Source organism: Eikenella sp. Marseille-P7795, assembly GCF_916618725.1.
GTDB classification, from domain to species: domain Bacteria; phylum Pseudomonadota; class Gammaproteobacteria; order Burkholderiales; family Neisseriaceae; genus Eikenella; species Eikenella longinqua.
In genome coordinates, this window is the sequence record NZ_CAKAJZ010000002.1 from 217,477 (window position 1) to 244,387 (window position 26,911).

General features: G+C 59.8%; 29 protein-coding genes. 5 read left to right on the forward strand and 24 right to left on the reverse strand.

The genetic code is table 11. The annotated features are described in order from the left end of the window. Window positions 1–260 precede the first annotated feature (260 nt). From galE to LG371_RS04470, 14 genes are all read right to left on the reverse strand, one after another. Window positions 261–1,280 carry a UDP-glucose 4-epimerase GalE gene (gene galE, locus LG371_RS04405; RefSeq protein WP_067589808.1) on the reverse strand — a complete coding sequence of 340 codons (1,020 nt, stop codon included), beginning with the start codon at window positions 1,278–1,280 and terminating at the stop codon, window positions 261–263. Window positions 1,281–1,410: 130 nt separating this feature from the next. Further along, window positions 1,411–2,646 carry a sugar transferase gene (locus LG371_RS04410; protein WP_225747826.1) on the reverse strand — a complete coding sequence of 412 codons (1,236 nt, stop codon included), beginning with the start codon at window positions 2,644–2,646 and terminating at the stop codon, window positions 1,411–1,413. A 54-nt stretch (window positions 2,647–2,700) separates the two neighbouring features. Then, the gene (locus LG371_RS04415; protein WP_082890665.1) at window positions 2,701–3,579 is read right to left on the reverse strand and encodes a glycosyltransferase; all 879 of its coding nucleotides are present in this window, start codon (window positions 3,577–3,579) and stop codon (window positions 2,701–2,703) included. Next, window positions 3,576–4,424 (reverse strand): beta-1,6-N-acetylglucosaminyltransferase, encoded by an 849-nt coding sequence (locus tag LG371_RS04420; RefSeq protein WP_225747827.1) that lies wholly within the window; start codon window positions 4,422–4,424, stop codon window positions 3,576–3,578. The genes LG371_RS04415 and LG371_RS04420 overlap by 4 nt, the downstream gene beginning before the upstream one ends. Further along, window positions 4,421–5,524, reverse strand: coding sequence for a glycosyltransferase family 52 (locus LG371_RS04425; protein ID WP_067589814.1), 1,104 nt, complete (start codon window positions 5,522–5,524; stop codon window positions 4,421–4,423). The genes LG371_RS04420 and LG371_RS04425 overlap by 4 nt, the downstream gene beginning before the upstream one ends. After that, window positions 5,517–6,713 (reverse strand): oligosaccharide flippase family protein, encoded by a 1,197-nt coding sequence (locus tag LG371_RS04430; RefSeq protein WP_067589817.1) that lies wholly within the window; start codon window positions 6,711–6,713, stop codon window positions 5,517–5,519. Before LG371_RS04430 ends, LG371_RS04425 begins: the two co-directional genes overlap by 8 nt. An 84-nt stretch (window positions 6,714–6,797) precedes the next feature. Further along, window positions 6,798–7,850, reverse strand: a complete 1,053-nt coding sequence (gene pseI / locus LG371_RS04435; RefSeq protein WP_225747828.1) for a pseudaminic acid synthase — start codon at window positions 7,848–7,850, stop codon at window positions 6,798–6,800. A gap of 145 nt (window positions 7,851–7,995) precedes the next feature. Next, window positions 7,996–9,597 (reverse strand): UDP-2,4-diacetamido-2,4,6-trideoxy-beta-L-altropyranose hydrolase, encoded by a 1,602-nt coding sequence (pseG, locus tag LG371_RS04440; RefSeq protein WP_225747829.1) that lies wholly within the window; start codon window positions 9,595–9,597, stop codon window positions 7,996–7,998. Further along, on the reverse strand, window positions 9,594–10,331 hold the full coding sequence (gene pseF / locus LG371_RS04445; RefSeq protein WP_225747830.1) for a pseudaminic acid cytidylyltransferase: 738 nt from the start codon (window positions 10,329–10,331) through the stop codon (window positions 9,594–9,596). Before pseF ends, pseG begins: the two co-directional genes overlap by 4 nt. 325 nt (window positions 10,332–10,656) lie before the next feature. Then, window positions 10,657–11,046, reverse strand: coding sequence for a VOC family protein (locus tag LG371_RS04450; protein WP_067589831.1), 390 nt, complete (start codon window positions 11,044–11,046; stop codon window positions 10,657–10,659). 10 nt (window positions 11,047–11,056) lie between these two features. Continuing rightward, window positions 11,057–11,782: a nitroreductase family protein gene (locus tag LG371_RS04455; protein WP_067589832.1), complete on the reverse strand. Its 726-nt coding sequence runs from the start codon at window positions 11,780–11,782 to the stop codon at window positions 11,057–11,059. A 97-nt stretch (window positions 11,783–11,879) separates the two neighbouring features. Continuing rightward, window positions 11,880–12,041, reverse strand: coding sequence for a hypothetical protein (locus LG371_RS04460; RefSeq protein ID WP_156503454.1), 162 nt, complete (start codon window positions 12,039–12,041; stop codon window positions 11,880–11,882). A 101-nt stretch (window positions 12,042–12,142) separates the two neighbouring features. Further along, window positions 12,143–12,340, reverse strand: coding sequence for a hypothetical protein (locus tag LG371_RS04465; protein ID WP_067589835.1), 198 nt, complete (start codon window positions 12,338–12,340; stop codon window positions 12,143–12,145). Next, a complete protein-coding gene (locus LG371_RS04470; protein WP_067589840.1) occupies window positions 12,328–12,741 on the reverse strand; it encodes a YqaA family protein in 414 nt (137 codons plus the stop codon). The genes LG371_RS04465 and LG371_RS04470 overlap by 13 nt, the downstream gene beginning before the upstream one ends. 77 nt (window positions 12,742–12,818) lie before the next feature. Here LG371_RS04470 and LG371_RS04475 point away from each other — a divergent pair, with 77 nt between their 5' ends. Both LG371_RS04475 and LG371_RS04480 read left to right on the forward strand, forming a co-directional pair. Beyond that, window positions 12,819–13,049 carry a DUF1653 domain-containing protein gene (locus tag LG371_RS04475; RefSeq protein WP_067589842.1) on the forward strand — a complete coding sequence of 77 codons (231 nt, stop codon included), beginning with the start codon at window positions 12,819–12,821 and terminating at the stop codon, window positions 13,047–13,049. Window positions 13,050–13,249: 200 nt separating this feature from the next. Continuing rightward, window positions 13,250–14,062: a formate/nitrite transporter family protein gene (locus tag LG371_RS04480; protein WP_067589847.1), complete on the forward strand. Its 813-nt coding sequence runs from the start codon at window positions 13,250–13,252 to the stop codon at window positions 14,060–14,062. A 110-nt stretch (window positions 14,063–14,172) separates the two neighbouring features. On the opposite strand, the gene LG371_RS04485 is transcribed toward LG371_RS04480, so the two are convergent. The 7 genes from LG371_RS04485 to pseB all read right to left on the reverse strand — a co-directional run bounded on the left by LG371_RS04485 (window position 14,173) and on the right by pseB (window position 19,619). After that, window positions 14,173–14,571 carry a hypothetical protein gene (locus tag LG371_RS04485; protein WP_225747831.1) on the reverse strand — a complete coding sequence of 133 codons (399 nt, stop codon included), beginning with the start codon at window positions 14,569–14,571 and terminating at the stop codon, window positions 14,173–14,175. A 49-nt stretch (window positions 14,572–14,620) separates the two neighbouring features. Next, window positions 14,621–15,778 carry a UDP-4-amino-4,6-dideoxy-N-acetyl-beta-L-altrosamine transaminase gene (gene pseC / locus LG371_RS04490; RefSeq protein ID WP_225747832.1) on the reverse strand — a complete coding sequence of 386 codons (1,158 nt, stop codon included), beginning with the start codon at window positions 15,776–15,778 and terminating at the stop codon, window positions 14,621–14,623. Window positions 15,779–15,911: 133 nt separating this feature from the next. After that, the gene (locus tag LG371_RS04495; protein ID WP_225747833.1) at window positions 15,912–16,406 is read right to left on the reverse strand and encodes a hypothetical protein; all 495 of its coding nucleotides are present in this window, start codon (window positions 16,404–16,406) and stop codon (window positions 15,912–15,914) included. Between the two features lie 42 nt (window positions 16,407–16,448). After that, window positions 16,449–17,345, reverse strand: a complete 897-nt coding sequence (locus tag LG371_RS04500; protein WP_067589859.1) for a DUF5984 family protein — start codon at window positions 17,343–17,345, stop codon at window positions 16,449–16,451. A gap of 84 nt (window positions 17,346–17,429) precedes the next feature. Continuing rightward, complete coding sequence (locus tag LG371_RS04505; protein WP_225747834.1) at window positions 17,430–17,972, reverse strand: Sbal_3080 family lipoprotein; 543 nt, start codon at window positions 17,970–17,972, stop codon at window positions 17,430–17,432. Between the two features lie 134 nt (window positions 17,973–18,106). Then, entirely contained in the window at window positions 18,107–18,496 is a 390-nt protein-coding gene (locus tag LG371_RS04510; protein ID WP_225747835.1) for a hypothetical protein, read from the reverse strand. A 124-nt stretch (window positions 18,497–18,620) separates the two neighbouring features. Then, complete coding sequence (pseB, locus tag LG371_RS04515; protein ID WP_067589868.1) at window positions 18,621–19,619, reverse strand: UDP-N-acetylglucosamine 4,6-dehydratase (inverting); 999 nt, start codon at window positions 19,617–19,619, stop codon at window positions 18,621–18,623. Window positions 19,620–19,954: 335 nt separating this feature from the next. On the opposite strand from pseB, the gene LG371_RS04520 reads away from it, so the two are divergent. The 3 genes from LG371_RS04520 (at window position 19,955) to rpsI (ending at window position 21,529) form a co-directional block, all read left to right on the forward strand. After that, window positions 19,955–20,482, forward strand: a complete 528-nt coding sequence (locus tag LG371_RS04520) for an alpha/beta hydrolase (protein ID WP_067589871.1) — start codon at window positions 19,955–19,957, stop codon at window positions 20,480–20,482. 213 nt (window positions 20,483–20,695) lie between these two features. Beyond that, window positions 20,696–21,124: a 50S ribosomal protein L13 gene (gene rplM, locus LG371_RS04525; RefSeq protein ID WP_067589874.1), complete on the forward strand. Its 429-nt coding sequence runs from the start codon at window positions 20,696–20,698 to the stop codon at window positions 21,122–21,124. Between the two features lie 12 nt (window positions 21,125–21,136). Then, window positions 21,137–21,529: a 30S ribosomal protein S9 gene (gene rpsI / locus LG371_RS04530; protein ID WP_067589877.1), complete on the forward strand. Its 393-nt coding sequence runs from the start codon at window positions 21,137–21,139 to the stop codon at window positions 21,527–21,529. Window positions 21,530–21,857: 328 nt separating this feature from the next. Here rpsI and htpG read toward each other — a convergent pair whose 3' ends face one another. From htpG to LG371_RS04545, 3 genes are all read right to left on the reverse strand, one after another. After that, a complete protein-coding gene (gene htpG / locus LG371_RS04535; RefSeq protein WP_225747836.1) occupies window positions 21,858–23,756 on the reverse strand; it encodes a molecular chaperone HtpG in 1,899 nt (632 codons plus the stop codon). A gap of 276 nt (window positions 23,757–24,032) precedes the next feature. Further along, window positions 24,033–24,677 (reverse strand): response regulator transcription factor, encoded by a 645-nt coding sequence (locus LG371_RS04540; RefSeq protein WP_225747837.1) that lies wholly within the window; start codon window positions 24,675–24,677, stop codon window positions 24,033–24,035. Between the two features lie 243 nt (window positions 24,678–24,920). After that, the gene (locus LG371_RS04545) at window positions 24,921–26,780 is read right to left on the reverse strand and encodes a histidine kinase (protein WP_225747838.1); all 1,860 of its coding nucleotides are present in this window, start codon (window positions 26,778–26,780) and stop codon (window positions 24,921–24,923) included. Between the last annotated feature and the right edge of the window lie 131 nt (window positions 26,781–26,911).

A 26,911-nucleotide genomic window follows, 5' to 3' on the forward strand; every position in this document is an offset into this window, starting at 1 on the left:
TCACCTCTGCTTGCGTTGCCATGATAGCGAAGGGCTGGCAGGCATTCAAATTTTTTAGACAAATCGTCTTTTTCAGGTAGCCTGCAAGATTCGGTAAAAGCTGTGGAAACAAATCTAATCTACTGAATTTGTTTGATAAAAATAAAACTTATTATTTACCTACAGCGATGTTGGTTTTAGCCCACCTTTCAGGCTACCTGAAAATTTAGGCTACCTGAAAATGCCGGCAATATTTTTCCGGCCGCCCGGCCGTTGCCCGCTCAATCTGCAAAGCCGTTCGGATTATCCTGCTGCCAGCGCCAGGAATCGCGCATCATCTCGGCAATGCCGAATTCCGCCTGCCAGCCGATTTCGGCGGCGGCTTTGCCCGGGTCGGCATAGCATTCGGCGATGTCGCCGCTGCGGCGCGGTTTGAGCGCATAGGGCACGCGTTGGCCGCTGGCGGCTTCAAACGCGCGGACGATTTCGAGCACGGAATAGCCCTGCCCCGTGCCTAGGTTGTAGGTGTGCACGCCGGGCTGCCGGGCTTTGGCCTGCATGGTTTTGAGGTGGCCGTGCGCCAAATCGACCACGTGGATGTAGTCGCGCACACCGGTGCCGTCGCGGGTGGGGTAGTCGCTGCCGAACACGGAGAGCTCGGCCAGCCTGCCTGCGGCCACTTGGCAGATGTAGGGCAGGAGGTTGTTGGGGATGCCGTTGGGCTGCTCGCCGATGCGTCCGCTGGGATGGGCGCCGATGGGGTTGAAATAGCGCAATAAAATCACGCTCAAATCGGGGCGGGCGGCCTGCGTGTCTTGCAGGATGCGCTCAACCATGTGCTTGGACGTGCCGTAGGGGTTGGTGGTGGCGCCGGTGGGCATGTTTTCGGTAATCGGCATGCGCTCGGGGCTGCCATACACGGTGGCGGAGGAGCTGAACACGATGCTTTTCACGCCGGCAGCCAGCATTTCTTCCAGCAGGATGAGGCTACCTGAAACGTTGTTATCGTAGTATTTCACCGGCTCACGCACGCTCTCGCCCACGGCTTTGAGGCCGGCGAAGTGCATCACGGTGTCGATGCGGTGCGCGGCAAAAATCTGCTGCAAAAGGGCGCGGTCGCGAATGTCGCCACGGTAGAACACGGGCTCGCTGCCGCCCAGCTCGGCAATGCGCGGCAGCACCTGCGGCGAGGCGTTGCACAAATTGTCTAAAATCACGGTGCGGTATCCGGCTTGCAGCAGCTCGACTGCGGTGTGCGAGCCGATGAAACCGGCGCCGCCGGTGATGAGGATGGTGGGCATGGGTTTCCTTTCTATTGTCTTTCGGTTTGGCCGAAACTGATTGCGCTCGTTTTAGCTTCGCAGAAACTTGCTTCGCTCGTTTTCAAGTTTTCAGGTAGCCTTTGGCAATGAGCAAGAGGCTACCTGAAAATCATCTCGCGCCAAAGCCGGTGATAATCGTCTTCAGCGTTTTAAACAGAATCAGCACGTCCAGCGCAAAGGAGAAGTGCTTGATGTAGTAGAAATCGTGCTCGATTTTCACTTGGGTTTCGTCGGTGTTGCCGGCATAGCCCTGCATCACCTGCGCCCAGCCGGAAAGGCCGGGGCGCACGATGTGGCGGTAGCCGTAGAACGGGATGCTTTGCTCAAACTGCTGCACAAAGGCCTTTTGCTCGGGGCGCGGGCCGATGAGTGCCATGTCGCCTTTAATAATGTTCCAAAACTGCGGCAGCTCGTCCAGCCGGGTTTTTCGGATGAAGCGGCCGGTGCGGGTAACGCGCGCATCGCCTTCCTGCGCCAGCTGTGCGCCGTGTTTTTCCGAATCGCACACCATGCTGCGGAATTTATAAATTTTAAACTCGCGCCCGCCTCGGCCCACGCGGTTTTGCACAAACAGCACCGGCCCCGGGCTTTCCAGCCGGATGGCCAGCGCGGTGGCCAGCATCAGCGGCAGGGTGAGCGGCAGGCTGGCCACCACCATCAAGGCTTCCAGCGCCTGCTTAATCGCCATATAGGCCGGGCTGGGCAGCAGCGAGCCCAAATCGTTTTCATACATATGCCGGATTTTCACGCGGCCGGTGAGAGATTCCTCCACCTGGCGGATGTTGTAAACCGCAATGCCGCGCAAGGTACAATCGGCCAGGAAACGCTGCCAATCCGCCCCCAAATCGGGCGCGTGCAGATTGGTTACCACCGTGTTCACGCGGCCGGTTTCAGGTAACCTAGGCTCGGCAAGCTCGTGCCAACGGATGTTCGATAGCTGCGGCAAATCGCACATGCCTGCCACGTCGATGTAATACAGATGGCGGATGTGCCGCTTCTCCAGCCAGGTTTCGGCAAACAGATACAGCACGGTGAGCGCGAAACCCGCCGCCAGGTAATACACCGAATACGGCAGGCGCAGCATGGCGGCAAACACCAGCGGCAGCCCCAGCCCGATGGCCGACACGGGGATCACCGACAGCTTGGAACGCTCGCCGGGAAAGCGCGTGAGGTTGCGGCTCAAGGCATAGGAAAGCAGTAGGCCGGCCAGGAGCAGGCTATAGCTGGAAAGATTCGTGGCCGTGGGGTGCGACAGCTCGCGCGGCGGCCAAAACCACCACGCCGGCGCAATCAAAATTACCAAGGCGGCCGCGACAAAGCGCAGGGTCATTTTTATCGTTTTCATTATGTTTTTTATTTCTCGTTTGTCAGTTTGCTGAATCCCACAGGCTACCTGAAATTACTTCCTCAACCACACCCGATACACCCACTGCCGCACCCCGTTGGGCAGCAGCCGCACCGGCAGCCGCAGCAGCACGTTTTTCGCCCACTGCCCAGCGCTCAGAAAGCCCGCGCGGTAGAAACGCCGCTGCATGGCCAGCTCGTTTTTCGCATAAGCCCAGCCGCCGCGCCGCCGATACATCTCATCGCCCGCGCGCGCATACACCAGCACTTCGGGCAGGTTGGCGAAACAGCAGCCTTGCAGCAGCATGCGCACCCACAAATCATAATCCTCATACAGCGGCGCATGCTGATAATTGCCCGCCGCCAGCACCGCCGATTTGCGGTAGCACACCGTCATGTGGTTGATGGGATTGCGGCTTTTGGCAAAACGCGCAATCTCTTCGTGTGCGCAGGGCACGCGGCGGCTGTGCGCGGCATCATCCGGCGTGTGCGCAAATTCGTCAATCTGGCTGCCGCACACGTCCAGCTGCGGATGCGCCGCCACAAAAGCCAGCTGCCGCGCAAAACGCTCGGGGTGGCAAACATCATCCGTATCCATGCGGCAGACCCATTCGTGCGAGCAGGCCTGTAAGCCGGCATTCAGCGCCCGCCCCAGCCCCACATTTTGCGGCAGCCGCACAACCTTCAGCGGCAGGCTACCTGAAAACTCTGTAACTACTGCTTCCAAATTTTCAGGTAGCCCGCCGTCGTACACCAGCACGATTTCATCCGGCATCCGCGTTTGCGCGGCCAAACTGGCCAAGCATTGGCGCAGATATTCCGGCTGCTCGCGCGCATACAGCGACATCAGCACGGAAAACGGCGGCGTTTCCCCAGCTGCCAGGCTACCTGAAAGCGGGTTTGGCCCAAACTGATTTTGCTCACGCGCCGTCATGCCGCCCCCTCTTCCGTTTCGGCTAAAAAACGCAGCGCGGTGTCGTCGGCCACCTTACGCGCCAGCCAATTTTGGCCGTTTTGCAGGGCGTGCAGCTCGGGCAAGGCCAAAATGTCCGGATGGTTGCTGCCCGGGGCGAAGCGGATATAGCGGCGGTTGTGCGGAAACAGGGTGAGGCCGGCGTTGGGGCGAAACTCGCTGCGCTCGTTTTCAGGTAGCCTTTTCACCAAGTATTGGAAGAAATGCTCGTCCGGGCAGAGCTTCTTGCGGAAGAAAGCGCAGGTCGGCTCGTCTGCCGCATGCAGCAGCGTTTGTAAGGCGGCGCGGTCGGCGGAAAACCATTGGCTGCCGGCATAGGCGGTTTGCGCGGCGGGCAGGATTTTATCGGCTACCTGAAAAACTTTGGTAAGCAATTTGCCGGGCAGGCTGCGCTGCCAGGCGGTGTCGGCATGCGGCGTGTTGAAGCGCACGCGGTAGCGCAGGCGCGGTGCGGGGCGGCATTCCAAGAGCAGGCTGCCGAGCGGCAGTTCGGCAAATTCGCGCTCGATTTGCGCAGGCGGTTTCAACAACACGCAGTTGCCGCTGGCCAGGTGCACAAAGCGGATGCCTTCCTCGGCCAGCGCGGCACGCATCAGGTGCAGCGTGGCCTGCACCATGCTGAAGCCCGCCCAGCGGATATCCACGCGCTGCGGGATAAGCTGCGCATTCGGTGGCAGGGGTGGCAGGGCACCGATGTCTGCCTTGGCATCGTAGTGCAGCAGCAGGCGGATTTCGGGGTGGCGCTCGGCCAGCCGCAGCCAATACAGCGGCGGGCGGTGACACAGGATTAGGAAGGCGCTACTCATTCGGTGTGGTCTTCTAAATCAATAATCGGGATGCCCAGCTGCGCCATCACTTCGTAAATCCGCACGGCGGCAGGCGTTTGAAACGCAGGCTGCGCGGGGCGCACGGCATACACGGCGGTGCGCGGAAAGGCGTGCACATTCAGCGCGGCGGTGCTGATGAGGTGGTACACCTCGAAGCGGGTGTTGGGCTCGGCGCGCAGGCATTCCAGCAAATAATCTTCAAAAATCAGCGGGCTGGCAATATATCGCGCGCCGGATACGCGGTAGGTTTCGCGCGGGTGCGGAAAATATTCGCCGATGTCGAAACGGCGCAGCAGGCTTTCGGCCAGCGCGGCGTTATCTGCCGCATTAGGCAGCAATGGCTGGCCGAGCAGGATGCGGCGGGTGCGGGCGGCTGGCTCCCCGCATTTTTCAGGTAGCCTCCCGTTTGCGCCAAGCTCGTTTGCTACGCCGTTTTCGCCATGCAGCAACTCACTTCGTTCATTTCGGCGAAACTCGCTGTGCTCGTTTTGGCGAAACTCGCTGCGCTCGTTTTCAGGTAGCCCTTGCCCGGCTGCCGCCCACAAATCCAGCGGCACGGTGGGCGCGGCAATATTGGGCTGGCCGGGGTAGAGCGTGTGGTGCCGTTGCGAGAGGCGGCGCAAGTCTTCGGTTTGCAGGCGGATGCCGCGCAGGCGGTTCATCAGGTGGCGCTGGCAGTTGCCGCTGTTGCGGTAGAGCACGCTGCCGGGAATCAGATTGCCCGTGCCGTCGTCGAAGGTTTCCAGCGCGGCGAAGCGGATTTTGTTCAGCACGTATTGCACGTTCGGGTTGTCGATGCTGGCGGCAAAGGCGGTGGCGTATTGCCCATCCAGCCCGCGCAACAGGCGCGGCAGGCCGAGCTCGCGCCGCAATTTGCTTTGCGGAATCAGGGCATATTCGGCATGGCGGCTGCCCGCAGAGGCTACCTGAAAATAATGCCGGAACTTGGCGTTGTCTGCATCTTCGTAGCACAGCATCAGCAAATCGAAAGGCTGCGGCGCACGCTGCTCCATCAGCCGCCGCGCCATCAGCGCCTGCAAAGGCGTGAGGCAGATAATCAGGTTTGCCAACTCAGCCATACGGTTTCACCTGCCGGAATAATATCGGGAAAATCAACACATTGCCGGCAATCATCGCCAGCGGCACCCACGCTATGCCCACCCGCGCCGTGAGCAGCAACACCAGCAGATAGCCGCCCGCCGAGAGCAGCGACGTGAAGGCAATACGCCGGTTTTGCGCGTGGTAAAACAAATAATTCACCTGCAAATAATACGGCACCATCAAACCGAAACCAAGCAAAAACAGGCAGATATAATGGTGCACGCCCGCATACTGCGCGCCGAGCAGCCACAAAAACCACCGCTCCGGCAGCAGCCACGCCACCAGCGCCGGCAGCGGCGCCGCCGCCAGCGAAAGCAGCGACCAGCGGCGCACCGTGGCCGCCGTGATTTTGCCGCTGCGCAAAGCCTGGTAATAATACGGCACCGTGGCTTTATTCAGCGCCAGCAACAGCACGCCCAGCACGCTGGCGGTTTGGTAGCCCGCCGAATACACGCCCAGCGTAGCCGCCGAATAGCCCTGGTAAATCACCACGCGGTCGAACTGCCCCTTCACATAGTTGCCCGCATGGTGCACCACCAGCGGCAGCCCGAAAGCCAAAATATAGCCCAGCGCCTGACGCACCCGCCGCCGGCTGAAGCCCAGCCGCCCCGCGCCGCGCCGATACAGCCCATACGCCGCCAGCGACACCAGCGCATTGCCGGCAAACAGAGCCAAAAAGCGCCGCTCCACCGGATAATCCGCGCTCATTTCCAACAGCCACACCGTGAGCACGGTGGTGAATAAGCTGCTGCCGAACTGGATGGCGGTGTAGGAGAGCGCCTGCTTGCGGCATTGGCGCAGGCTCAGCTGCGTGGCCAAAGCCGTTTGCGCCGCCGCCGCGCACACCACCGCCGCCAAGGGCAGCGAACGCAGCTGCCACGCCGCCAACAGGCCGAACAGCGCCGCCGCCGCCGTATACAGCGCGCCGGCATACACCACGCTGTGCAGGTTGCGCTGACCATACACATAGTAATAACGCGTTACCGCGCCGTCTTGGCTCATGCCGAAGCCGATCAGCAGCAGCGAAAACGCCGCCTGATAATACGACAGCTCGCCAAAGCCCGCCGTGCCCAGCTTGCGCGTGAGGTAGGGCAGCAGCAGAAAGGGCATGGCCTTGGCCAGCATTTCGCCGATAAGGTAGATCAGGCTGTCTTTTAAAATCTTCATGTTGGCATTTTTCAGGTAGCCTCTGCGAACCGCTTGAGGCTACCTGAAAACGAACGCAGTGAGTTTCTGCATAGCTAAAATTTCCTACTCTTCCACGCAATCCCAGCCAGTAGCCGTATTGGCCGCCACATCGCGGCGCAGGCGTTTGCCGATGAGCGCGTCGTAATGCTTCGGCGCCAGCCCGTAGCCGGGGCGCACGCTGCGGATACAGTCGGCGCCGATGATGTCGCCCGCTTTCAGGTCTTTCACAAAATACAGCGAACGGCGGAACTGGATATTGCCCTGCTCGCTCGATTTCAAGCCGTAATCGGCCTGCCCCAGCGCCTGCCAGGCAGTGCGGCTGTCGCGGCACAGCGCGGCCAAATCTTGCGGTTCTAAAGAAAAACTGTCATCCGGGCCGCCGCCGTTTCTATCCAGCGTGAAATGTTTTTCAATCACGCAGGCGCCGAGCGCCACGGCGGCGATGGCGGTGGTGTTGTCGAGCGTGTGGTCGGACAAACCCGCCGGCACGCCGAAGCGCCGCGCCATATCGGGCAGCGTACGCAGGTTGTAGTCTGCCGCCGGGGCGGGATAGCCGCTCACGCAGTGCAGCAGCACCAATTCTTTGCAGCCACCCTCGCGCGCGGCGGCCACGGCTTCGGCGATTTCTTCGGCATCGGCCATGCCGGTGGACACAATCATCGGTTTGCCGGTTTGCGCCACATAGCGGATCAGCGGCAAATCCACTGCTTCAAACGAAGCGATTTTGTAGGCCGGGGCGTTCAGGCTTTCCAGCAAATCCACGGCGGTGAAATCGAAGGGCGAGCTGAAAATGGTAATACCCTGCTCGCGGGCAAAATCAAACAGGAGCTGGTGCCATTCCCAAGGCATATGCGCCTTTTGATACAGCTCGTGCAGGGTTTGGCCGTCCCACAGGCCGCCTTTGATTTGGAAATCGGGCGCGTTGCTGCGCAGCGTGATGGTGTCGGCGGTGTAGGTTTGGATTTTGACGGCATCCGCGCCGGCAGCTTTGGCTTCTTCAATGATTTTGAAGGCGGTTTGCAGGCTGCCGTTATGGTTGGCCGACATTTCGGCAATGATGTAGGGCGGGTGGGCGCCGCCGATGGGGCGGCCGTTGATGTGGAAATCGGGTTTCATATTATTGGGTGGCAATGAAATTTTTAGCTACGCAGAAATGTGCTGCGCTCATTTTAATCACGTTGAAGCTAGCGTTTTAGCTTCGCAGAAACTCACTACGTTCGTTTTCAGGTAGCCTCAGCAGGCAGCGCCAATGGGGTGACGTTCAATACAAAAACTCTTCGGCAGGCAGCACAAACAGCTGCGCCCGCCCCACTCCTTCATCCGCTTCTCGGAAACGAAGACGACGGTGCAAGGCGAGGCTGGCGGCGTTGTGCGGCAGCACTTGGCCATACACTTCGCACAGACTCAGGCGGGAGAAGGCGTATTGTAACGCCAGCCGCCCCAGCCTGCTGCCGTGTCCTTGGCCGCGCGGGCAATCGGGCGCGAGATAGAAGCCCCACTCGGCGATGCCGTTGCCCAGATGCTTGAAGCAGGCATAGCCCTGTGCCGCGCCGCCGGCTTCATACAGCAGCATGGCGAAATCGGGGTTGGCCAGCTGGCGGGCAAACCAAGCCTGATGGCCATCCCAGGCGATTTCCGCGCTATCGAACATAAAGCGGCGGATGTCGGGATGGTTGCGCCATTCAAACAGGCGGCGGCAGTCTTCGGGGCAGGCGGCGCGCAGCACGGCCGGCGTGAAATCGGCCAAATGATTGGCCGCACGGATGGCGCCGCGCCCGTCGCACAGCACGGCGGCACGTTTGCCCTGCTCCGCCCACACGGCGGGCAGCTCGGCCAGCAGGCGGCTCAGGCCGGCGGGCAAATCATCCAGCCCCGCCACCCGCGCCGCGCCAGCCTGCTGCAAGGCTTCGGCCACGCCGCGCTGGTTTGCCGCCAACACCAGCATGATGGTGGGCAAGCCCAAACAGCAGCGTTCCCACGAAGTGCTGCCCGCCGCGCCGATGGCCAAATCGGCTTCGGCCATCAGCTCGGCCATATTATCCGCCCCCACCAGCACGCGGCAGGGATACGGCGCGGCGGCAGCAAAGGCCTGCACGGCCTCGGTGTGCGGCGCGGTACGCCCCATCACCACGGTAACGCGGCAACCTTGTGGCAGGCTACCTGAAAGCGCCCGGAGCACGGCGAGCGTGTGATTGTCTTTATCCACACCGCCGAGGTTCAGCAAAATATTTCGCAGGCCGCCTTTCCCGGCGCGGGCGGCGCGGCGCTCCAGGCTCTTTTCGCGCCATCGGGCAAACTCTTCGCGCAACAGGGCATAGCGGGTGCCGGTGAGCAGGCAGCAGGCGGCAGGCACGAGGCCGGTGTAGTCGGCGGGGCGGCGGCCGAGGCTTTGGTCGAGCAGCAAATCGGCGGCGTGGGGGCGGTCGGCCAAATCATCTATCGCCATCAGGCGGCTGCCAGCGGCGGCGCGGGCGATCTGTTCCCACTCGGCGGAGAGCGCGTAGTGGTCGCAGATAATCCAATCCGGCGCAAAGGCGCGGATGTGCGGCACGCAGTCGGCGGCATCCTGCGCCTGCGACACGGGCAGCCAATGCGCGTGGGCGGGCTGGGGGGAGTGCGTTGCTGCGTTCTGTTCGGGCGCATCACGATTTTCAGGTAGCCTTCCGGCCTGCGGCGGCACGGGCAGCAACACCAGGCCGAAGCCCGCGCGCTCAATCGTTTCGCCCAAATGGCCGGGCAGCGCGCGGCAGATAAAGCGCACTTCGTGGCCGCGCCGCGAGAGCTCGTGCGCCAGCGTGAGGCAGCGCATGATGTGGCCGCTGCCGATTTGCAGGGAAGCGTCTGCGCGGATGAGGAATTTCATTCCCCCCGCTCCCGCAACACGCGCCACATCACTTCTGCCCGCGCCCAATCTTCGGGCGTATCAATATCCTGCACACGGTAGCGCGGCAGCTTCACGGCGGCGGCGCGGCTGTTGAAAATCGGCTTTTCCGCCAGCCAAGCTTCGGCGCTGCCCCAATAAAACTGCCCCGCATCGTGCCAGGCGGGCTCCAAATCCTGCGAGCGCGCGGCAAAGTTTTCCGGCTGAAACATGGATACGCCGCCCTCCCCGTTCAGCCGCAGGGCCCGCTGGATGGGGAAAGGGAAATCGGTTACGGAAAAGGCATAGTCGCCGCCGCTTCGGCGCAGCGTTTCCAGCCCGCGTTGCAGGTCGGCGGGGCACACGAAGGGGGCGGTGGCATACAGGCAGCAGATTTCGGGCAGGGGCAGCCGGAGGCTACCTGAAACATGCGACAGCCCGCTTTCCGGCAGCTCGTCGGCCAGAAGCATGGCCACGGCGTGGCGCATCACGGCACCGGTGGTGGCGAAATCATCGGCCAGCTCGGGCGGGCGCTCAAACGGGGTTTCCGCGCCGTATTGCCGCGCCACGGCGGCGATTTCCGCATCGTCGGTGGACACGGCCACGCGCGCAAAGCAGCCGCTCTCCAGCGCGGCTTCGATGGAATAGGCAATCATCGGTTTGCCGTTGAAGGGATTGATGTTTTTTCGCGGGATGCGTTTGCTGCCGCCGCGTGCGGGGATGATGCAGAGGGTCATGATGCGGGGTTTTCAGGTAGCCTTTGGCCGGGTTGGGCGGAGGCTGTGGAAGAAGGCGGGGATTATAGCCGATTTGGGCGAACAAACGCAGCGGCCGGCGGCGCATTCGGGCGCGGTTCGTCGTGGCTGCAACACGGGTTTCGGGCGGGCGGTGCAGCGTGGGCAGATGATTTTCAGGTAGCCTGGGCAAGCATGGCGAAGGCTACCTGAAAGCGTGAGCTTCAACGTAGTTAAAACAAGTGCAGCGAGTTTTACCAAAACAAACGCAAACGCAGCGAGTTTCTGCGAAGCTGAAAATATTTGAGCCAAAACGACAGCGCCGCTTTCACCCCGCCTCTTCATAGCAGCTAATTTCCAGCAGATTGCCGTCGGGGTCGCGCAGGTAAACAGATTGAATGGCACCAAGCGCGCCGGTGCGCGACACGATGCCGCCAAGGGTTTCGATGCCGTGGGCGGCCAGCTCGGCCCGTACCTGCGGCAGCGGGGTATCGGTGAGGAGGCAGAGGTCGGCGCTGCCGCAAGCGGGGTTCACGGCATGCGGGGTAATTTCGGCACCGCACCGGTGCAGGTTGATCTTCTGGCGGCCAAACAGCAGCGCCTTACGCCCATCGCCGAAAGTGGTTTCTCGCATACCCAGCACACGGGTATAAAATGCGATGCTACGCGGAATATCGGCCACGGTTAAAACCAAATGGTCTAGTGCGGTGATGTTCATGGCTTGCCTCTCAGATATGCCGGTACACCTCGTCAAACGGCAGGCGGTAGCGTTCGCCCCAGATGCCGTGGCCTTCTTTGCGAATGCCGCAGGACACAACCATGTTGATTTCCGCGCCGCGCGGCAGGTTTAGGATGCGTTTGACGCGGCTGCTGTCGAGCCCTTCCATCGGGCAGGTGTCGTAGCCGGCTTCGGCCATGGCGAGCATGAAGGTTTGCGCCGCCAAGCCGCAGCTTTTGTGCACCACCACGCGCATATCGGCTTCGGACACGTCGCGCATCATCGGGCGGAACAGGCCGACGAGGTGAAACAGGGTTTTGCGCAACGCGCCGAGCAGGCCGAAGCAGCGGGCATACACAAAGGGCATGAGCTTGGTGCGGTAGCCTTCTTCTGCTTGGATGCGTTTGGCCTGTTTTTCGGGCGGGCTGTGGCGGCGGATGTTGCCGCGCTCGAAATCGAGCACGGTTTGGGCGCGGCTGCGGTGCAGGTCTTGGCAGGTAACGAACACCACCATTTGCGGTGCGGTGGCGGCGGCTTTTTGGCCGAGGCAGGCTTCGGCAAGCTGCTTCAACACGGCGGGGTCGGTAATGTGGTAGAACTCGTAGAGCTGCATATTGGAGCTGCTGGGGGCGAGTTGGGCGAGGCGCAGGCATTGGCGCACGGTGTCGGCATCGATGGGGGTGTCGGCATAGTGGCGCACGGAGCGGCGGCGTTCGAGGGTGCGTTGCAGGGTCATGGCTGTTCCTTTTTCAGGTAGCCTTTCGGGCGGCTGCGGATAAGGCTCGGGGCTGCCTGAAAAGCTGTGGGAGAAGGCTGATCAATATTGAAACTTTTCAATACACTATCCAATCGTAAGCATACTCCAAATAGGTCAGCATTGGCTGCCAATCTTGGCCGTAGCGCTGGCGGCGCAGGTGTTCGGGCAGGGTGGCGATGTCGTTTACGGCGCGGAGTATCCGCTCGGCAAACAGGGTGCGGTGGGCGGCGTCGGCCATCCAACTGTGCAGGGTATTTTCGCTGTGTTCGGGCTGCCCCAATTGTGGCGGGCAACGGCGTGGGCGTAGTGCAGCACGGCGTGGGGCGTGTCGGTGTGCAGTCAGTGCGCCAGCAGGGGCCGGATGCTGATGCTGCTGGCGGCAAACTCTTCGAGCAGTCGGTATGGCGGCAGCTTGGCGGTGTGGCTGGAATGTGTGGCCAATTGTGCGGTAAACAGGGCGGCGGCAAAGTTTTCCACGGCCTGCCATTCTTCGCGGCTGAAAAACGCTTGCGGGCAGCTGCCAATCACAACAACCACCCCGCCGCCTGCCAAATCAGGGCATAGCGGGCAAACTTGCCGACGGCCAACGCCGCCGCGCAAACCCATGCGTTCAGGCGCAGCCAGCCTGCGGCCAAGGGCAGCGCGTCGCCCAGCAGGGGCAGCCAGGCCAACAGCAGCAGCCATGCGCCGTGCCGTCGCAACAGGCGCACCGCGCGCGGCGAAAGTTTGCCCGCGCGTTCGGGCAGCCTGCGGCCGAGCCAATAAGAAGTGAGGCTGCCCAGCGTGTTGCCGCTGCCCGCCGCCAGCCATGCCGCCCACGCGGCTTCGGGGCGTTGCCACAAAAAAGCGGCAAACGCGGCGTCGGAAGTGCCGGGCAGCAGCGTGGCCGAAGTGAAGGCGGAAAGCCACAGCGCGGCGAGCAGGGAGAAATCAGACATGGCGGGAGATTGGGGCTACCTGAAACGGTTTTCGCTATATAATCCGCCGTCATTCTACACCACCGCAGGAAATCCCCATGACCAAGCCCCACCCCCTGCCGCGCGGCCTCTACCGCCACTACAAAGGCCGGCTCTACGAACTGCTGCACACGGCGCGGCACAGCGAAACGGAAGAGCCGCTGGCCGTGTATCGCGCGCTCTACGGCGACTACGGCGTGTGGGTGCGGCCGCTGGCGATGTTTGCGGAAGAAGTGGAAACGGAGCATGGGCGCGTGGCGCGCTTCGCGCTGGTGCAGGCCTTCGACTAGCACTCGGGCAAACCAGAAAAGGCTACCTGAAAACGGGCATTCCGGTTTTCAGGTAGCCTTTCCGCGCTTTGGCGGCTGCCGGCAAACGCCCCGCCTTTTGCTTATAACCGGCAGCCATTTCCATAAAAGCAATCGTTCTTTCACAGAAAGCCGCGCGCTTGATACAGTGCGCGGCTTTCCATTGCCCTTGAGGACAAACCATGAATGCGGTGAAACCGGAACATTTGCGCGACTTCTACCCCCATGAAATTTTGCAGGATTCTTTGCAGAAAGCGCAGGCCAAATCGGGCTCCAGCCTGAAAACGCTGGCAATTTTGAGCTTTTTGGGCGGCGGCTATGTGGGCTTCGGCTATTTGGCGTTTTTGAAAGTGGTAACCGGCATTCCGCCGGAATGGTCGGGGCTGGCCAACCTGCTGGGTGCGGCGGTGTTCCCCATCTGCCTGATTTGCATCCTGATTGGCGGCGGCGAGCTGGCCACAGGCAATATGATGCTGATGGGGCTGGGCTGGTTTGGCAAAAAAATCAAGGTGTCGCACCTGGCGCGCAACTGGATGGTGGTGAGCCTGGGCAATTTGGCGGGCGCGCTGTGTATGGCGTATTTCCTCGGGCACTATGTGGGCTTGGCCGAGGGGGTGGCGGCGGCGAAAACGGTGGCGATTGCCGAGGCCAAGGTGGGCATGGGCTTCGGGCGCTCGTTTGTGTCGGCCGTGGCCTGCAACTGGATGGTGTGCATGGGGATTTGGTTTTATTTCGGCGCGAAGCAGACTTCGGGGCGGATTTTGGCGATGTGGTTTCCGGTGATGACTTTTGTGCTGATTGGGCTGCAACACTTTGTGGCGAATATGTTTATTATTCCGGCGGGGATGTTTGCGGGGGCGGATGTGTCGTGGGGGCAGTTTGCCGCCAGCATGCTGCCCGTGTTTTTGGGCAACGTGGCCGGCGGCACGGCGTTTGTGGCGGCTTCGTATCTGCATGCGTATAAGCATCTGCTGAAAGACGATTATTCGATTTAGCCGGCGTGCGGCGGTGCGAAAAGGCTACCTGAAAGCGTAGCGCAGCGAAGTTTCTGCGAAGCTGAAATTTTCAGGTAGCCTTTTTTGCGCCTCCAAGCTGCCTCAAGCCGCTATCTGCCGCGCTGTGCGGCAAAGCGTTCCAGCAAACGCTGTTTTTCCCGGTTCACGGTTTCCGCGTCCAACTGCCGGCATTTTTCGGGCGAGAAATCGGGGTTGGGCTGGCGGAAGGCGTTTTGGTAGGCCTGATAAAACGTTTGCGGGAAGGCTTGGTCTTCGGGCGCGATGCGCCGCATATGCGCCGCCATGTGTTGCTGGATGGGGTTGCCCTCGGCAAAAAAGGGGTCGTTTTCCTGCGACAGGCCGCAGCGCACCAATACCTGATGCGCCTGCCCCAGCATGGCCGCCACCATCAGCGCGTAGCCGCGCTCCTGCTCTGGCGCAGGCACAGGCTCGGCACGGGCGGACAAGGCAGCGCAGGCCAGCAGTATGCATAATGTTTGTTTGCTCATGATTGTCCTTTCGGCAAAGTGCGGGCGGGGCGGGCAAAGCAGGAAAAGGCTACCTGAAAGCCGCTTCCAGCGTTTGCACCACTTTGTCCTGCTCCGCTTCGGTCAGGCCGAAATACAGCGGGATGCTGATTGCGCCGGCGTAATAGGCTTCGGCGGCGGGGAAGTCGCCGGTTTGGAAGCCGAAATGTTGGCGGTAATACGGCTGGGTGTGCACGGGGATGTAGTGCACGTTGGCACCGATGCCGTGTTGCCGCAGAAAGTCGAACACTTGGCGGCGGGTTTTGCCGCTTTCAGGCAGCACTTGCACGGGATAAAGGTGCAGGGCGGAGCGGTTTTGCGGATTGCGCTGCGGCAGGATGAGCGGCAGGTGGGCGAGCAGGCGGTCGTAGCGCGCGGCGAGCTCTTGGCGGCGGGATACGAATTCGTCGATGCGGGTCATCTGGCTCACGCCGAGGGCGGCTTGCAGCTCGGTCATGCGGTAGTTGTAGCCGAGGTCGATTTGCTGGTAATACCACGCGCCATCGCTTTCGCCCACCATTTCTTCGGGATTGCGGGTGATGCCGTGGCTGCGCAGCAGGGCGAGTTTGGCGGCGAGTTCGGGGCGGTTGGTGAGGGCTGCGCCGCCTTCGGCGGTGGTGATGATTTTGACGGGGTGGAAGCTGAATACGGTGATGTCGCTGTATTCACAATTGCCGATTTTGCCGCCGCAATAGCTGCCGCCTATGGCGTGGGACGCGTCTTCGATGATTTTGAAGCCGTATTGTTGCGAGAGCGCGTGAATGGCCGCCATGTCGCAGGGTTCGCCCGCAAAATGGACGGGCACGACGATTTTGGGCAGGCTGCCTGAAATTTGGGCGGCTTTGAGCTTGGCTTCCAGCGCGGCGGGGGACAGATTCAGCGTGTGCGGGTCGATGTCCACAAAATCCACGTCTGCGCCGCAATAGCGGGCGCAGTTGGCGGAGGCGGTGAAGGTGATGGGCGTGGTCCAGAGCGTGTCGCCTTTGCCCAGCCCGAGGGCGAGGCAGGCAAGATGCAGGGCGGAGGTGGCGGAATTGACGGCCACGGCGTGCGCTGCGCCGCAGTAGGCTTTCAGGCTGCCTTCAAAGGCGGGCACCTGCGGCCCTTGGGTGAGAAAGTCGGATTGGAGCACGCGCACGACGGCGGCGATGTCGGCTTCGGAAATGGTTTGCTTGCCGTAGGGAATCATTTTTCGGGGTCTCCTTTGGTTGGGGATGGGGTTTCAGGCAGCCTTCGGGGAGGCTACCTGAAAAAATGTCGGGCAAGTCGGGTTTTCAGGCAGCCTTTCCCTAATTGCAGGCTACCTGAAAATGCTAACCAAACTAGGGCTTGTGCAAATGCGGATACCGCCCTTCGCGCGCGTCTTGGTACACCATCACCATGCCGGGCGCTTCCACCGCCATGCCCGTGCCGTGGTACAGGCACTTTTGCCGGGGGTCGGGGGCAAGCCCGCCGCCGAGATAGCCGATGTGCACGGGTTTGTGTTCGGCGGCGCGGCGTTGCAGCAGCGCGGCGGCGGCTTGGGTTTGCGCGGCGGTGGGATGGCCGGAAGCCAATTTGCCGATGCCGAGCTTGTCCCAAAAGCTGAGGTTGGGCGGAATGATGCGGACGCGGTATTGCGTGCAGCCGTCGGCGCGGAGCGTGCGCCCCACTTGGCGGACGGCGAATTGGTAGCGGCCTTGCCCGCCTGAAATATCAGTTATATAAGCTTCCGCCGCATCGCCGCCCGCTCGGGCGGGCAGGGAGAGCAGCAGCAACAGGAAAACGGAATGGCGCATGGTTCGGGCTACCTGAAAACGGGTTGGGGGTTTGGCCAAGCTGCCTTCTTATATTTTCAGGTAGCCTGTATGTTTTTGGGCTTAACAACCCGTTATGCGGATGATGTCTATCGGATAGGGGTTGTCGGCGAGCAGTTGGCGCAGGTGGATGCCGGCACGCAAATTGTCCTGCTCGAAATTTGGGTTGCCAGCGTTTTTATTTTGCAACGCCTGCTCCCATTCCCGTTCGCGCTCTCGATGTTCGGCCAGCAGGCCGGCCAGGTCATAGGTGGTTTCGCCCATCGGTGTGCCGTCTTTATCCGCTATGTCTTGAACAACGGGATAAAAATCGGGAAAGCCGGTTTGGATTTGGTGAATGCGCTCTGCCATGGCGTTCATCAGGCGATGGTGGAAATCGTGTGCTTCGCGCATAAAATCGTGGTGGCTGATAACGAACACGGCTTCGCCCGTGTGCTGAAAGTAGGATATGCCGTGTTCGTTTTTGTGCTTGCCGTTCCAATAAATATAGATTTCATCGGCATAACGCCACACGCGGAATTCGGGCATCAACATATGGCCGCTGCCGAAATTCCCGTAGCGAAACATACATTTTTCCAATAGTTCGATGTCTTCATCAAGTATCGGGTTATCCCAATGTTTTTTATCGGCCAAACGGTGGGCGGCGGGATTGAGCAGGCATTGGTGTTCTATTTCGCTCACATTGTGCCATGTGTATGGCAGGGCATCGTGCAGCAGGTCTTCATACAGGCGCACGATGTAGTAGTCGGGTTCACAAAAGGGCAGGCCGTTTTTACGGGCTTGCTGCTTGAGCTGAGCCTGTTCTGCTGCGGTGAAACTGTCGGGATGGTAGGACAACAGCCGCTTGCCGTTGATGCAGATGTTGTAGCTGCCGTCGGTCAGCCAAAACCAGCATGGGCTGGAATGGTTGAATTCCAGGGTTTGTTTGATGTTTTTGAGAGTGAAGTCGAATAGGGGCATGGGCTTTTGTTTTCAGGTAGCCTCTAAGCAGGCTACCTGAAAAATTATTCTTTACTTAAATATAGCTGCTTCCTACGCTCCTATTCACATTGGCTGCGCTTGCTCGATTTGCTGAGGTCTTGGTTGCATAGGAACGGGGGAAACTCGCGGCTGTGTGATATTGGATGCAGGCATATTTTGTCTCATTTCGCCACTTCTTCCTAACAGTTGATCTATCACAGGCTCCATCTTAGTTCGCGTAGAAGCAAACTTGGTGAGCGCAAACCCTCCCTTTCCTCGCAAATGATATTCCGCTTGCGCAATTTGTCTTCCATCTTTCCAAAGATATAGTTCGGCATGAGATAGATAAGTCGTTATGTCCCAAGAGCGCAATGCATTATAGGTCATAGAATAGACACAGCCTTGATTTGCTTTATTCTCCACAACCTGCGATTGGATATTGTGGTAGGCCAAGCGATTTTGCAGCACACTAACAAAATCCCGCACCTGCACACGCGGGTTATTTTCAATACAAACTTCCTTAATATCTTCGGCAGCACTAACTGGTTGAACTGTAACAGATGTGCAAGCCGAAAGGGCCGTTGCGCCTAACAATACGGCAAAGACTTTCTTCTTCATTGAATACATGTTTTCTCCTTTATTAAAGTCTCTATCATAAAATTCGGCTACCTGAAGATCCGTCCAACTGTTTTAGCTCCGTTGAACTTCGTTTTCAGATAGCTTTTTTTAGGTTACAAACTGCCTGAAACGGCAAAGCCAGCCTATTTTCTCAACCCTGCGCACCCAGCACCAACAAACCGTAGGCAAACCACAACCACAGTGCAAACGACACCAGCCGCCTGCCTGTGGCGGTGTGCCGTTTCAGGTAGCGCAAACAGCGCGGCAGCGATAATCAACAGCACGGCAACGGTATATTCGGGCGGCATATTCGGAAAAGCGAACACGCCGCGCCAAGCGAGTGTGCCGCCGAGCAGCCAAAGCAGCAGTGGAGAAAACAAGGCAGAAAGTGCTTCAGGCAATGCCGCCTTACCACTCCAAAGCAGCGGAACCGCGTGCGGCAGAACAAACAACTCCAGCAGCAGTAAGCTACAAAATGCGGCAGCAGGATGGTTTTCAGCCAAGCTTTCATGATGGTCGGCATGGTTTTTCACGGTAATACGGTTTCAGGCTACCTGAAAACTTATCCAAACATTTTAGCTTCGCAGAAACTCTGCCTTGCTTCGCAAGACATCGTTTTAACTGCGTTGAAGCTGCGCTTTCAGGTAGCCTTTCCCATCAAATCGCGCCGATTTTCCCCTGATTCTGCGCCACCCATTCCTGCAATGCCTCGCGCGACATCCATTCCGTATTGTTGTCGCTGGCATACACAAAACCTTCGGGCACTTTCACGCCGTTTTTGATGCGCTCGGGCGTTTCGTCCCAGCCGTTGATGGCGGGCAGGATTTTGAAGTGTTCGGGATATTCATAAGTGTGGAACGAATCTTCCGCGCCAATCATCTGCTCGTGCAGCTTTTCGCCGGGGCGGATGCCCACGGTTTCCTGACGGCACTCGGGAGCGACGGCGGCGGCCAGCTCGCAAATATTCATCGACGGGATTTTCTTCACATAGATTTCGCCGCCCACCATGTCCTCAAACGCGTGCCACACCAGCTCCACGCCCTGTTCCAGCGAAATCATGAAGCGCGTCATGCGCGGGTCGGTAATCGGCAGCACGCCGGTGTGCCGCTGCGACAAAAAGAAGGGGATGACCGAGCCGCGCGAGCCCATCACGTTGCCGTAGCGCACCACGGCGAAGCGGCTGCCGTGTTCGCCGGAATAGGCGTTGCCGGCCACAAAAAGCTTGTCGCTGGCGAGTTTGGTTGCGCCGTATAGATTGACGGGGCTGCTGGCTTTGTCGGTGGACAGGGCGACGACGCGCTTCACGCCTTTGTCGATGCAGGCGTCAATCAGGTTCATCGCGCCGTTGATGTTGGTTTTCACACACTCGAAGGGGTTGTATTCGGCGGTGGGGACGATTTTGGTGGCGGCGGCATGGACGACGTAATCCACACCGTCGAGCGCGCGGTAGAGCCGTTCTTTGTCGCGCACGTCGCCGATGAAGAAGCGCACGCGTTTATCGCCTTGGAATTTTTTCGCCATCTCCCACTGCTTCATTTCGTCGCGGGAGAAGATGATGATTTTTTTGGGATTGTATTTGGCCAGCGTCATCGGCACGAAGGTGTTGCCGAACGAGCCGGTGCCGCCGGTGATGAGGATAGTGGAGTGGGTGAGCATGGATAACCTAATAGAAAAGCTTGCAAAAACACCTGCCAAACCGCCGCAACGGCAGCACTTTGAAGCAGGCCGGGAAACAGCACGGAATTATAGCACTGCCCCCCCGCCTGTTCTATCCACACCGCCACCCAAAGGTTACCTGAAAAACAAGTGCAGCAGGCTTCTGCGAAGCCCAAAGCAGTATCCGCAAAATATACGGCCCCAGCCCCTTGCCCACGCAACAAAATACCGCCTTTAATAAGACAAATCCGGCAGAGCCTGCATCCAAACCCATCTAGCCGGCCCAACTTGCTTTACAATATCTCTTCCCGTTTCCCCTGCCCGCACCATCAGCCATGCCCTCCCCCGACCTCACCCTGCTCCTTATCCGCGACCGCGCCGAGCCGCCCATGTGGATCGACACCTGGGCACGCAGCTACCCCCTCGTGCAAACCGTTGCCTGCGCCGCCGATGAAAGCATTGCCAGTTGGCAAGCCCGCATCCAAGCCGCTTGGCAGCAGATTCCCGAGCAGGCCATGATCGTGGCGCACGGAGCGGGCACCGTGGCGGCGATGGCGTGGCAGTTTCAAAACAGCCTTTCCGGCCAGCAACGCATCCGCGGCATGATCCTCGTTTCGCCCCTGCAATCCGCCTACACCAACGATGCGCAGCACACCCTGCAACGCGCCCGCACCAACTGCAAAGCCGCCCTCGTGATCGGGCAAGGCGAAAACCCCCGCTGCCCTACCGCATGGGCAGCGGAAACAGCCGTCCTGTGGCAGGCACGTTTGCTGCGCGCCCCGCAACCCGGCCACCTCAACCAACACTTCGGCGGCTGGCAATGGGGCATGCAGCTGATGCAGGAAATGCTGCTTTCCGGCTGATGGCCCAACCGGTTTTAACTTCGTTGCAGTTTGGTTTTCAGGTAGCCTCCCTATCGGTTCCCTAGCAGCCATCAAGCTCTGCTTGTTCCAAAAAAGACACCATTTACGCCCCGCCCCGCTCCCGTTTCTATTTCAGCCCAGGATAAACATTGACAGCATCCGGCAGAGTCTTTAAAATTAAAGTTTTCTTATATTAATTTGGATTTTCCTGCTATGAAAACCTTCTCAGCCAAACCGCACGAGGTGAAGCGCGAATGGTATGTCATTGACGCCCAAGACAAAGTTCTCGGTCGCGTGGCTGCCGAAGTCGCCCGTCGCTTGCGTGGCAAACACAAGCCCGAATACACCCCGCACGTGGACACCGGCGATTACATCATCGTAATCAATGCCGACAAACTGCGTGTTACCGGTGATAAAAACGAAGGCAAAATCTACTACCGCCATTCCGGTTTCCCCGGCGGCATCTACCAGCGCACCTTCAAGGAAATGCAAGACAAATTCCCCGGCCGCGCTCTGGAACAAGCCGTTAAAGGCATGCTGCCCAAAGGCCCCCTGGGCTACGCCATGATCCGCAAGCTGAAAGTGTACGCCGGCAGCGAACACCAGCACGCCGCCCAACAACCCAAAGTATTGGAAATTTAAGGACACGACATTATGAACGGTAAATACTACTACGGCACCGGCCGTCGCAAGAGTTCTGTAGCCCGCGTGTTCCTGCAAAAAGGTTCCGGCAAGATTGTGGTGAACGGCCGCCCGGTGGACGAATTTTTCGCCCGCGAAACCAGCCGCATGGTGGTGCGCCAGCCTTTGGTGCTGACTGAAAACGCCGAAGCGTTCGACATCATGGTGAACGTGGTGGGCGGCGGCGAAACCGGCCAGTCCGGCGCCATCCGCCACGGCATCACCCGCGCCCTGATCGACTACGATGCCGGTTTGAAACCTGCCCTGTCTCAGGCTGGCTTCGTTACCCGCGATGCCCGCGAAGTGGAACGCAAAAAGTTCGGCCTGCGCAAAGCTCGCCGCGCCAAACAGTTCTCCAAACGCTAATCAGCTTTGGCAAAACAAAAGAGTCGGATTATTCCGGCTCTTTTTGTTTGCACGGATACTGCTGCTAAGTTTTCAGGTAGCCTCAAAGGCTACCTGAAAATATAGTGGATTAACAAAAAACGGGACAAGGCGGCGAGCCGCAGACAGTACAGGTAGTACGGCAAGGCGAGCCAACGCCGTAGCGTTTTTGTTAATCCACTATACTATGAGCCATACAATATATGGCCAGACACTGACACTAAAGGCTACCTGAAAACGCCATGCGGCTGCTGCCGCGTAAACTTTTTCAGGTAGCCTCTTGCTTGCCCGGCACTTCGGCCGGAAGCGTTTATTTATCCAAAGCCAGCAACAAGCCGTTCATCCGTTTCACGAATGCGGCGGGGTTGTCCAGCTTGCCGCCTTCCGCCAGCAGAGCCTGCTCATACACCAGCTCGGCCAAATCGGTGCGTTGCGCTTCGTCTGCCGATTCGGCGATTTTGCGGATCAGAAGATGGCCCGGGTTGATTTCTAGTGTGGGTTTGGCGCTGGGAATCTGGTCGGCGGCGCCGGCGGCTTCCAACATCCGCGCCAGGTGGCGGCTCATGTCGTGCTCGCCTGCCACCAGGCAGGCCGGGCTTTCGGTGAGGCGGGAAGTGGCGCGCACTTCGGCCACTTTGTCGCCCAGCACGGCTTGGATGGCAGCGGCCACGTCTTTGCCCGCGGCTTCGGCCTTGGCCTGCTCGGCCTTTTCTGCTTCATCGGTGAGGCTGCCCAAATCGAGTTCGCCCTTGGCCACGCTGGCCAACGGTTTACCTTCAAATTCAAACAGGCTGCCCACTACCCATTCGTCCACGCGGTCGGTGAGCAGTAGCACTTCCACTCCTTTCTTGGCAAACACTTCCAAGTGCGGGCTGTTTTTGGCGGCGACGTAGCTGTCGGCGGTGATGTAGTAGATTTTGTCTTGGCCTTCTTTCATGCGCGAAATGTAGTCGGCCAGGCTCACGTTTTGCTCGGCGTTGTCGTTGTGCGTGCTGGCGAAGCGGCACAGGGCGGCGATTTTGTCTTTGTTGGCAAAGTCTTCGCCGATGCCTTCTTTCAACGCATTGCCGAAAGCCTGCCAAAATTCGGCGTATTTTTCCGGCTGGTTTTTCTGCAAATCATCCAGCAGCGAAAGCACTTTCTTCACGCTGCCGGCGCGGATGGCATCCAAATCTTTGCTTTCCTGCAAGATTTCGCGCGACACATTCAGCGGCAAATCGCTGCTGTCGATCACACCTTTCACCCAACGCAGATACAGCGGCATCAGCTTTTTGGCATCGTCCATGATGAACACGCGCTTCACATACAGCTTCACGCCGTGCTTGGGGTCGCGCTCGTAGAGGTCGTAGGGGGCGCGTTTGGGGATGTAGAGCAGGCCTGTATAGTCTTGGAGGCCTTCCACTTTGAAATGAGTCCAGGCCAGCGCGTTGTCGAAATCGTGGGCGACATGTTTGTAAAACTCTTGGTATTGCTCGTCGGTAATGTCTTGTTTCGGCAGCGTCCACAGGGCTTGGGCGCGGTTTACCACTTCCAGCTCGTCAGACAGCTTGAGGTTGCCTTCGCTGTCGTATTCCGGCGCTTTTTTCATGTAGATGGGCACGGAAATATGGTCGCTGTAGGTGGTGACGATGCGGCGCAGCGCCCAGTCGGAAAGCAGCTCGTCTTGGTCGGCTTTCAGGTGCAGGGTAACGCGGGTGCCGCGTTCGGCCTGCTCGATCGGCTCCACGGTAAATTCGCCGTCGCCGGCGGAAACCCAGCGCACACCTTGGCTGGCAGGCAGCCCGGCGCGGCGGCTTTCCACGCTGACTTTGTCGGCCACGATGAAGGCGGAATAAAAGCCGACGCCGAATTGGCCAATAAGGTGGGCGTCTTTCTGCGCATCGCCGGTGAGCTGCTCGAAGAAGGCTTTGGTGCCGGATTTGGCGATGGTGCCGAGGTGTTCGATGATTTCGGCTTCGCTCATGCCGATGCCGTTGTCGGCCACGGTGAGGGTGCGCGCTTCGCGGTTGGCGGTGATGGTGATGGCCAGCTCGCCGCCGCCTTCCAGCAGCTCGGGGCGGTTTAGCGCTTCGAAACGCAGCTTGTCGCAGGCGTCGGCGGCGTTGGACACCAGCTCGCGCAGGAAGATTTCTTTGTTGGAATAGAGGGAGTGAATCATCAACTGCAACAGTTGTTTGACTTCGGTTTGGAATGCGTGGGTCTGTTTCATGATGTTAAATGGAATGAAATAAAAACGATGCTGTGCAAAATAGGGATGGGGCGGCGGGTTTCAAGTGCGGGCGCTTTAGCTTCCATAACATTCCAAGCAATTCGGCTCGCGGCAAGCGGAAAATTTTCAGGTAGCCTGCTTCTCACAAGAGGCTACCTGAAAAATTGCAGGCATCAATCAAGCGGGCTATCCGCGCGGGCAACGAGCGCCCCGTCTGCCGCAACCATTTTCAGGTAGCCCTCCCCGCTGCCCAGAGGCTACCTGAAAAACCCAGCCCTACTCCCCCTTATCCAGCCCTAATTCACGCGCATACACCGCCGCCTGCACGCGATTGTCCACGTTCAGCTTGCGGAAAATATTCTGCATATGCGCCTTCACCGTGTTTTCCGACACAAACATCCGCCGCGCAATCAGCTTGTTGCTGATGCCCTCGGCCACATAGCGCAACACGTCGCGCTCGCGCTGGGTGAGCGCTTCGAGCACGGCCGAATGCTCCGGCGGCAGGCTTTGGCCGCGCGCCGCCATTTCCGGCGACACGGTTTGCCGCCCCGCCACCGCCGCCCGGATGGCATCCACCAGAAAATCGGTATCCGCATTTTTCAGGATATAACCGCGCGCGCCCAGCTCGAGGCATTTTTGCAGGTTGGCCGCGTCTTCGGAAATGGTGAGCATCAGCACGGGCAGGTCGGGCTGGAAATCCAGCATCTGCGCCAGCGCCTCCGGCCCGTTCATCACCGGCATTTCCACATCGAGCAGCACCAAATCGGGGCGGCACACGCGCGCCAGCTTCACGCCCTCCAGCCCGTCAGCGGTTTCGGCGGCAATCTCAAAGCCGTATTCCTGCGCCAGCAGGAAACTCAGCCCGCGCCGGAACAGCGGATGGTCGTCCACCAAAAGGATTCGGATGTCTTCATTGCTCATCTGAGGCTACCTGAAAACTGTAAACATATAAAATACAAACAATTATAAACTCCGCTGCAATAAGCAGGCTACCTGAAAAGGCTACCTGAAAAGGCTACCTGAAAAGGCTACCTGAAAAGGCTACCTGAAAGCGCAGCTTCAACGCAGTTAAAACGATGTTTCCGAAGGAAGCTGAGTTTCTGCGAAGCTAAAACGCAGGCTGCAATGCGAGTTAAACCATCCCGGCACAGCCTGCCCACCCGGCTACACTGCCGGAATATGCAGCCGCACCTCCGTGCCGCCGCCCGGCTGCGACGCGATGCCGATTTGCGCACCGATTTTCTCCGCCCGCTCGCGCATCACGGCTAGGCCGATGTGTTGGCCGGGCGCGGCGGCGGTGGCCGCGACATCGAAGCCGCAGCCGTTGTCGCGTACAGTCATCGTGAAGCCGTCGGCGTTTTCCAGCCGCACTTCTGCCTGCGTGGCGGCGGCGTGTTTGCGGATGTTGGACAGCGCTTCCTGCAAAATAAACAGCGCCTGCGTTTGCTGCTCGCTGTTGAGCGGCCAGTCTCCTCCCGCCAAGTGCAGCGCCACGGGAATGCCGGATTGCCGCCGGCTGCGCTCGATCACGCTGCGCACGGTTTCGGCGAAATTGCCGTATTGCGGCTGGGCGCGGAAATGGTCGAGCAGCTCGCGCACGTCTTCGTAGCAATATTGGATGCCGTTGCGGATCATCTCGATATTGTCGCGCACCGATTTATCATCCGGCAACAATTTGTTTTTGCTGAGCATCTGAAAGCGCATATTGATAAACGACAGCGACTGCGCCAGGCTGTCGTGCAGGCTGCGGGCGATACGGTTGCGCTCTTCCAACACCGCATTTTGCTGCTTGAGCAACACCATCGCGGCGTTTTCGCGGGCAATGCCAAGCTGCGTGCACAACAGCCGGATCAGGCCCACATCGCGGGCAGAAAGCGAGCGCGGGTCGGCCAGCGCCAGCCAGCCGCGAAAGCCGCCCAGCGCCTCAACCAGCACCAGCGCCAGCATCTCCCCGCCCGCCTGCATCCACACCACCTCCCCCGCCCCACCCGCTTCCGGTGCATCAGGCTCGCCCGGCAGCTTGGCAGCCACATCCTCGGGCAGGCCGTGCACGCAGGCGGCGGCAAAGCCGTTTTCCGTGTGCCAAAACAAGCCGCCGCCCACGCTGTCGGAAAGGCGCAGCATCCGCTCCAAAAAGGCCTGCTCCACTTCGCTGCCGAAGCTTTGCTTGTGCAGATAGGAAGTTACGTAATACAGCATTTCCCACTCGCTTTTCTGGCGCAGCAGAGCGGCGGTTTTCTCCGTCACTTTGTCTTCCAAGTGGGCATACATTTCCTGCAAGTTGCCGGCCATGCGGTTGAAACCGTCGGCCAGCGCTTCAAATTCATCGCCCGATGGGCGCAGGGCAAGGCGCGTGTCGAAACAGCCTTGGGTGAGCCGGCTCATGGCCTGATATAGCGCGCCCAAAGGCCGCAGCACCCCCTGCCGCAGCAGCCGGAAGCTAACCGCCGCCGACAGCACAATCAGCAGCACCAGCCCGATGCGCCCCATGCGCAGCCAGCCGATGCTGCGGGCATTTTGTTCTTCCAAAACTTGGGCATAGGCATCGATGCTGCGGTGCAGGCGCTCGGCCTGCCCGGCAAAGGCGGCAGCATCGGCCTGCCCGGCCAGGCCCAGCAGCGCGGCGGTTCGCGCGCGCACGTCGCTTAACCGGCCGGCCGCCGGCTCGCGCCACCAATTGCAGCACAAGCCGGGCTGCGGGTCGGCCAACCGCGCCAGCTCGGTTTCCACTTCTTTCACCGGCAGAGCCGCGCCCGGTTCGCGCACGGCGACGCTCAGGCGGTGCACACGGTCGTTCAGGCGCGCAGCCTGGTGGATGGCCGCCGCCCGCTCCTCCAGCCGCCACGTTACCGCGCCGGTGAGCGACACAAACAGCAGCAGCCCGCCCGCCAGCAGCCACACCGCCGCCCGCAGCCGTGCCGACAGGCTGCGGCGCAAAGCCTGCTGCGGCGGCAGGCTACCTGAAAACGGGTCGGGCGGGTTCGGCCACGGCGGCACGTCGTCGGAAATGATGTGTTTGGGCATGGACTTGGAGATGGGAAACAATGGAAGGTGGAGCGATTATAGCTGCTTTGTGCGGCAGCAAGGCTACCTGAAAATGTCGGCTTGATTGCGCCGAAACATCAGCCCGCCGGGTTGAGGCTGCCTTTTTTCAG

What these genes read in the sequence shown, in the direction of transcription:
- pseI (WP_225747828.1), bottom strand. Translation starts at nt 7,850, where the DNA reads ATGAAACCCGATTTCCACATCAACGGCCGCCCCATCGGCGGCGCCCAC.
- LG371_RS04545 (WP_225747838.1), bottom strand. Translation starts at nt 26,780, where the DNA reads ATGCCCAAACACATCATTTCCGACGACGTGCCGCCGTGGCCGAACCCG.
- rplM (WP_067589874.1), top strand. Translation starts at nt 20,696, where the DNA reads ATGAAAACCTTCTCAGCCAAACCGCACGAGGTGAAGCGCGAATGGTAT.
- LG371_RS04480 (WP_067589847.1), top strand. Translation starts at nt 13,250, where the DNA reads ATGAATGCGGTGAAACCGGAACATTTGCGCGACTTCTACCCCCATGAA.
- galE (WP_067589808.1), bottom strand. Translation starts at nt 1,280, where the DNA reads ATGCCCACCATCCTCATCACCGGCGGCGCCGGTTTCATCGGCTCGCAC.
- LG371_RS04425 (WP_067589814.1), bottom strand. Translation starts at nt 5,524, where the DNA reads ATGGCTGAGTTGGCAAACCTGATTATCTGCCTCACGCCTTTGCAGGCG.
- LG371_RS04455 (WP_067589832.1), bottom strand. Translation starts at nt 11,782, where the DNA reads ATGACCCTGCAACGCACCCTCGAACGCCGCCGCTCCGTGCGCCACTAT.
- LG371_RS04470 (WP_067589840.1), bottom strand. Translation starts at nt 12,741, where the DNA reads ATGTCTGATTTCTCCCTGCTCGCCGCGCTGTGGCTTTCCGCCTTCACT.
- pseF (WP_225747830.1), bottom strand. Translation starts at nt 10,331, where the DNA reads ATGACCCTCTGCATCATCCCCGCACGCGGCGGCAGCAAACGCATCCCG.
- pseC (WP_225747832.1), bottom strand. Translation starts at nt 15,778, where the DNA reads ATGATTCCCTACGGCAAGCAAACCATTTCCGAAGCCGACATCGCCGCC.
- LG371_RS04485 (WP_225747831.1), bottom strand. Translation starts at nt 14,571, where the DNA reads ATGAGCAAACAAACATTATGCATACTGCTGGCCTGCGCTGCCTTGTCC.
- pseG (WP_225747829.1), bottom strand. Translation starts at nt 9,597, where the DNA reads ATGAAATTCCTCATCCGCGCAGACGCTTCCCTGCAAATCGGCAGCGGC.
- LG371_RS04450 (WP_067589831.1), bottom strand. Translation starts at nt 11,046, where the DNA reads ATGAACATCACCGCACTAGACCATTTGGTTTTAACCGTGGCCGATATT.
- LG371_RS04540 (WP_225747837.1), bottom strand. Translation starts at nt 24,677, where the DNA reads ATGAGCAATGAAGACATCCGAATCCTTTTGGTGGACGACCATCCGCTG.
- LG371_RS04475 (WP_067589842.1), top strand. Translation starts at nt 12,819, where the DNA reads ATGACCAAGCCCCACCCCCTGCCGCGCGGCCTCTACCGCCACTACAAA.
- htpG (WP_225747836.1), bottom strand. Translation starts at nt 23,756, where the DNA reads ATGAAACAGACCCACGCATTCCAAACCGAAGTCAAACAACTGTTGCAG.
- LG371_RS04410 (WP_225747826.1), bottom strand. Translation starts at nt 2,646, where the DNA reads ATGAAAACGATAAAAATGACCCTGCGCTTTGTCGCGGCCGCCTTGGTA.
- LG371_RS04520 (WP_067589871.1), top strand. Translation starts at nt 19,955, where the DNA reads ATGCCCTCCCCCGACCTCACCCTGCTCCTTATCCGCGACCGCGCCGAG.
- pseB (WP_067589868.1), bottom strand. Translation starts at nt 19,619, where the DNA reads ATGCTCACCCACTCCACTATCCTCATCACCGGCGGCACCGGCTCGTTC.
- LG371_RS04430 (WP_067589817.1), bottom strand. Translation starts at nt 6,713, where the DNA reads ATGAAGATTTTAAAAGACAGCCTGATCTACCTTATCGGCGAAATGCTG.
- LG371_RS04505 (WP_225747834.1), bottom strand. Translation starts at nt 17,972, where the DNA reads ATGTATTCAATGAAGAAGAAAGTCTTTGCCGTATTGTTAGGCGCAACG.
- LG371_RS04420 (WP_225747827.1), bottom strand. Translation starts at nt 4,424, where the DNA reads ATGAGTAGCGCCTTCCTAATCCTGTGTCACCGCCCGCCGCTGTATTGG.
- LG371_RS04500 (WP_067589859.1), bottom strand. Translation starts at nt 17,345, where the DNA reads ATGCCCCTATTCGACTTCACTCTCAAAAACATCAAACAAACCCTGGAA.
- LG371_RS04460 (WP_156503454.1), bottom strand. Translation starts at nt 12,041, where the DNA reads ATGGCCGACGCCGCCCACCGCACCCTGTTTGCCGAGCGGATACTCCGC.
- LG371_RS04415 (WP_082890665.1), bottom strand. Translation starts at nt 3,579, where the DNA reads ATGACGGCGCGTGAGCAAAATCAGTTTGGGCCAAACCCGCTTTCAGGT.
- rpsI (WP_067589877.1), top strand. Translation starts at nt 21,137, where the DNA reads ATGAACGGTAAATACTACTACGGCACCGGCCGTCGCAAGAGTTCTGTA.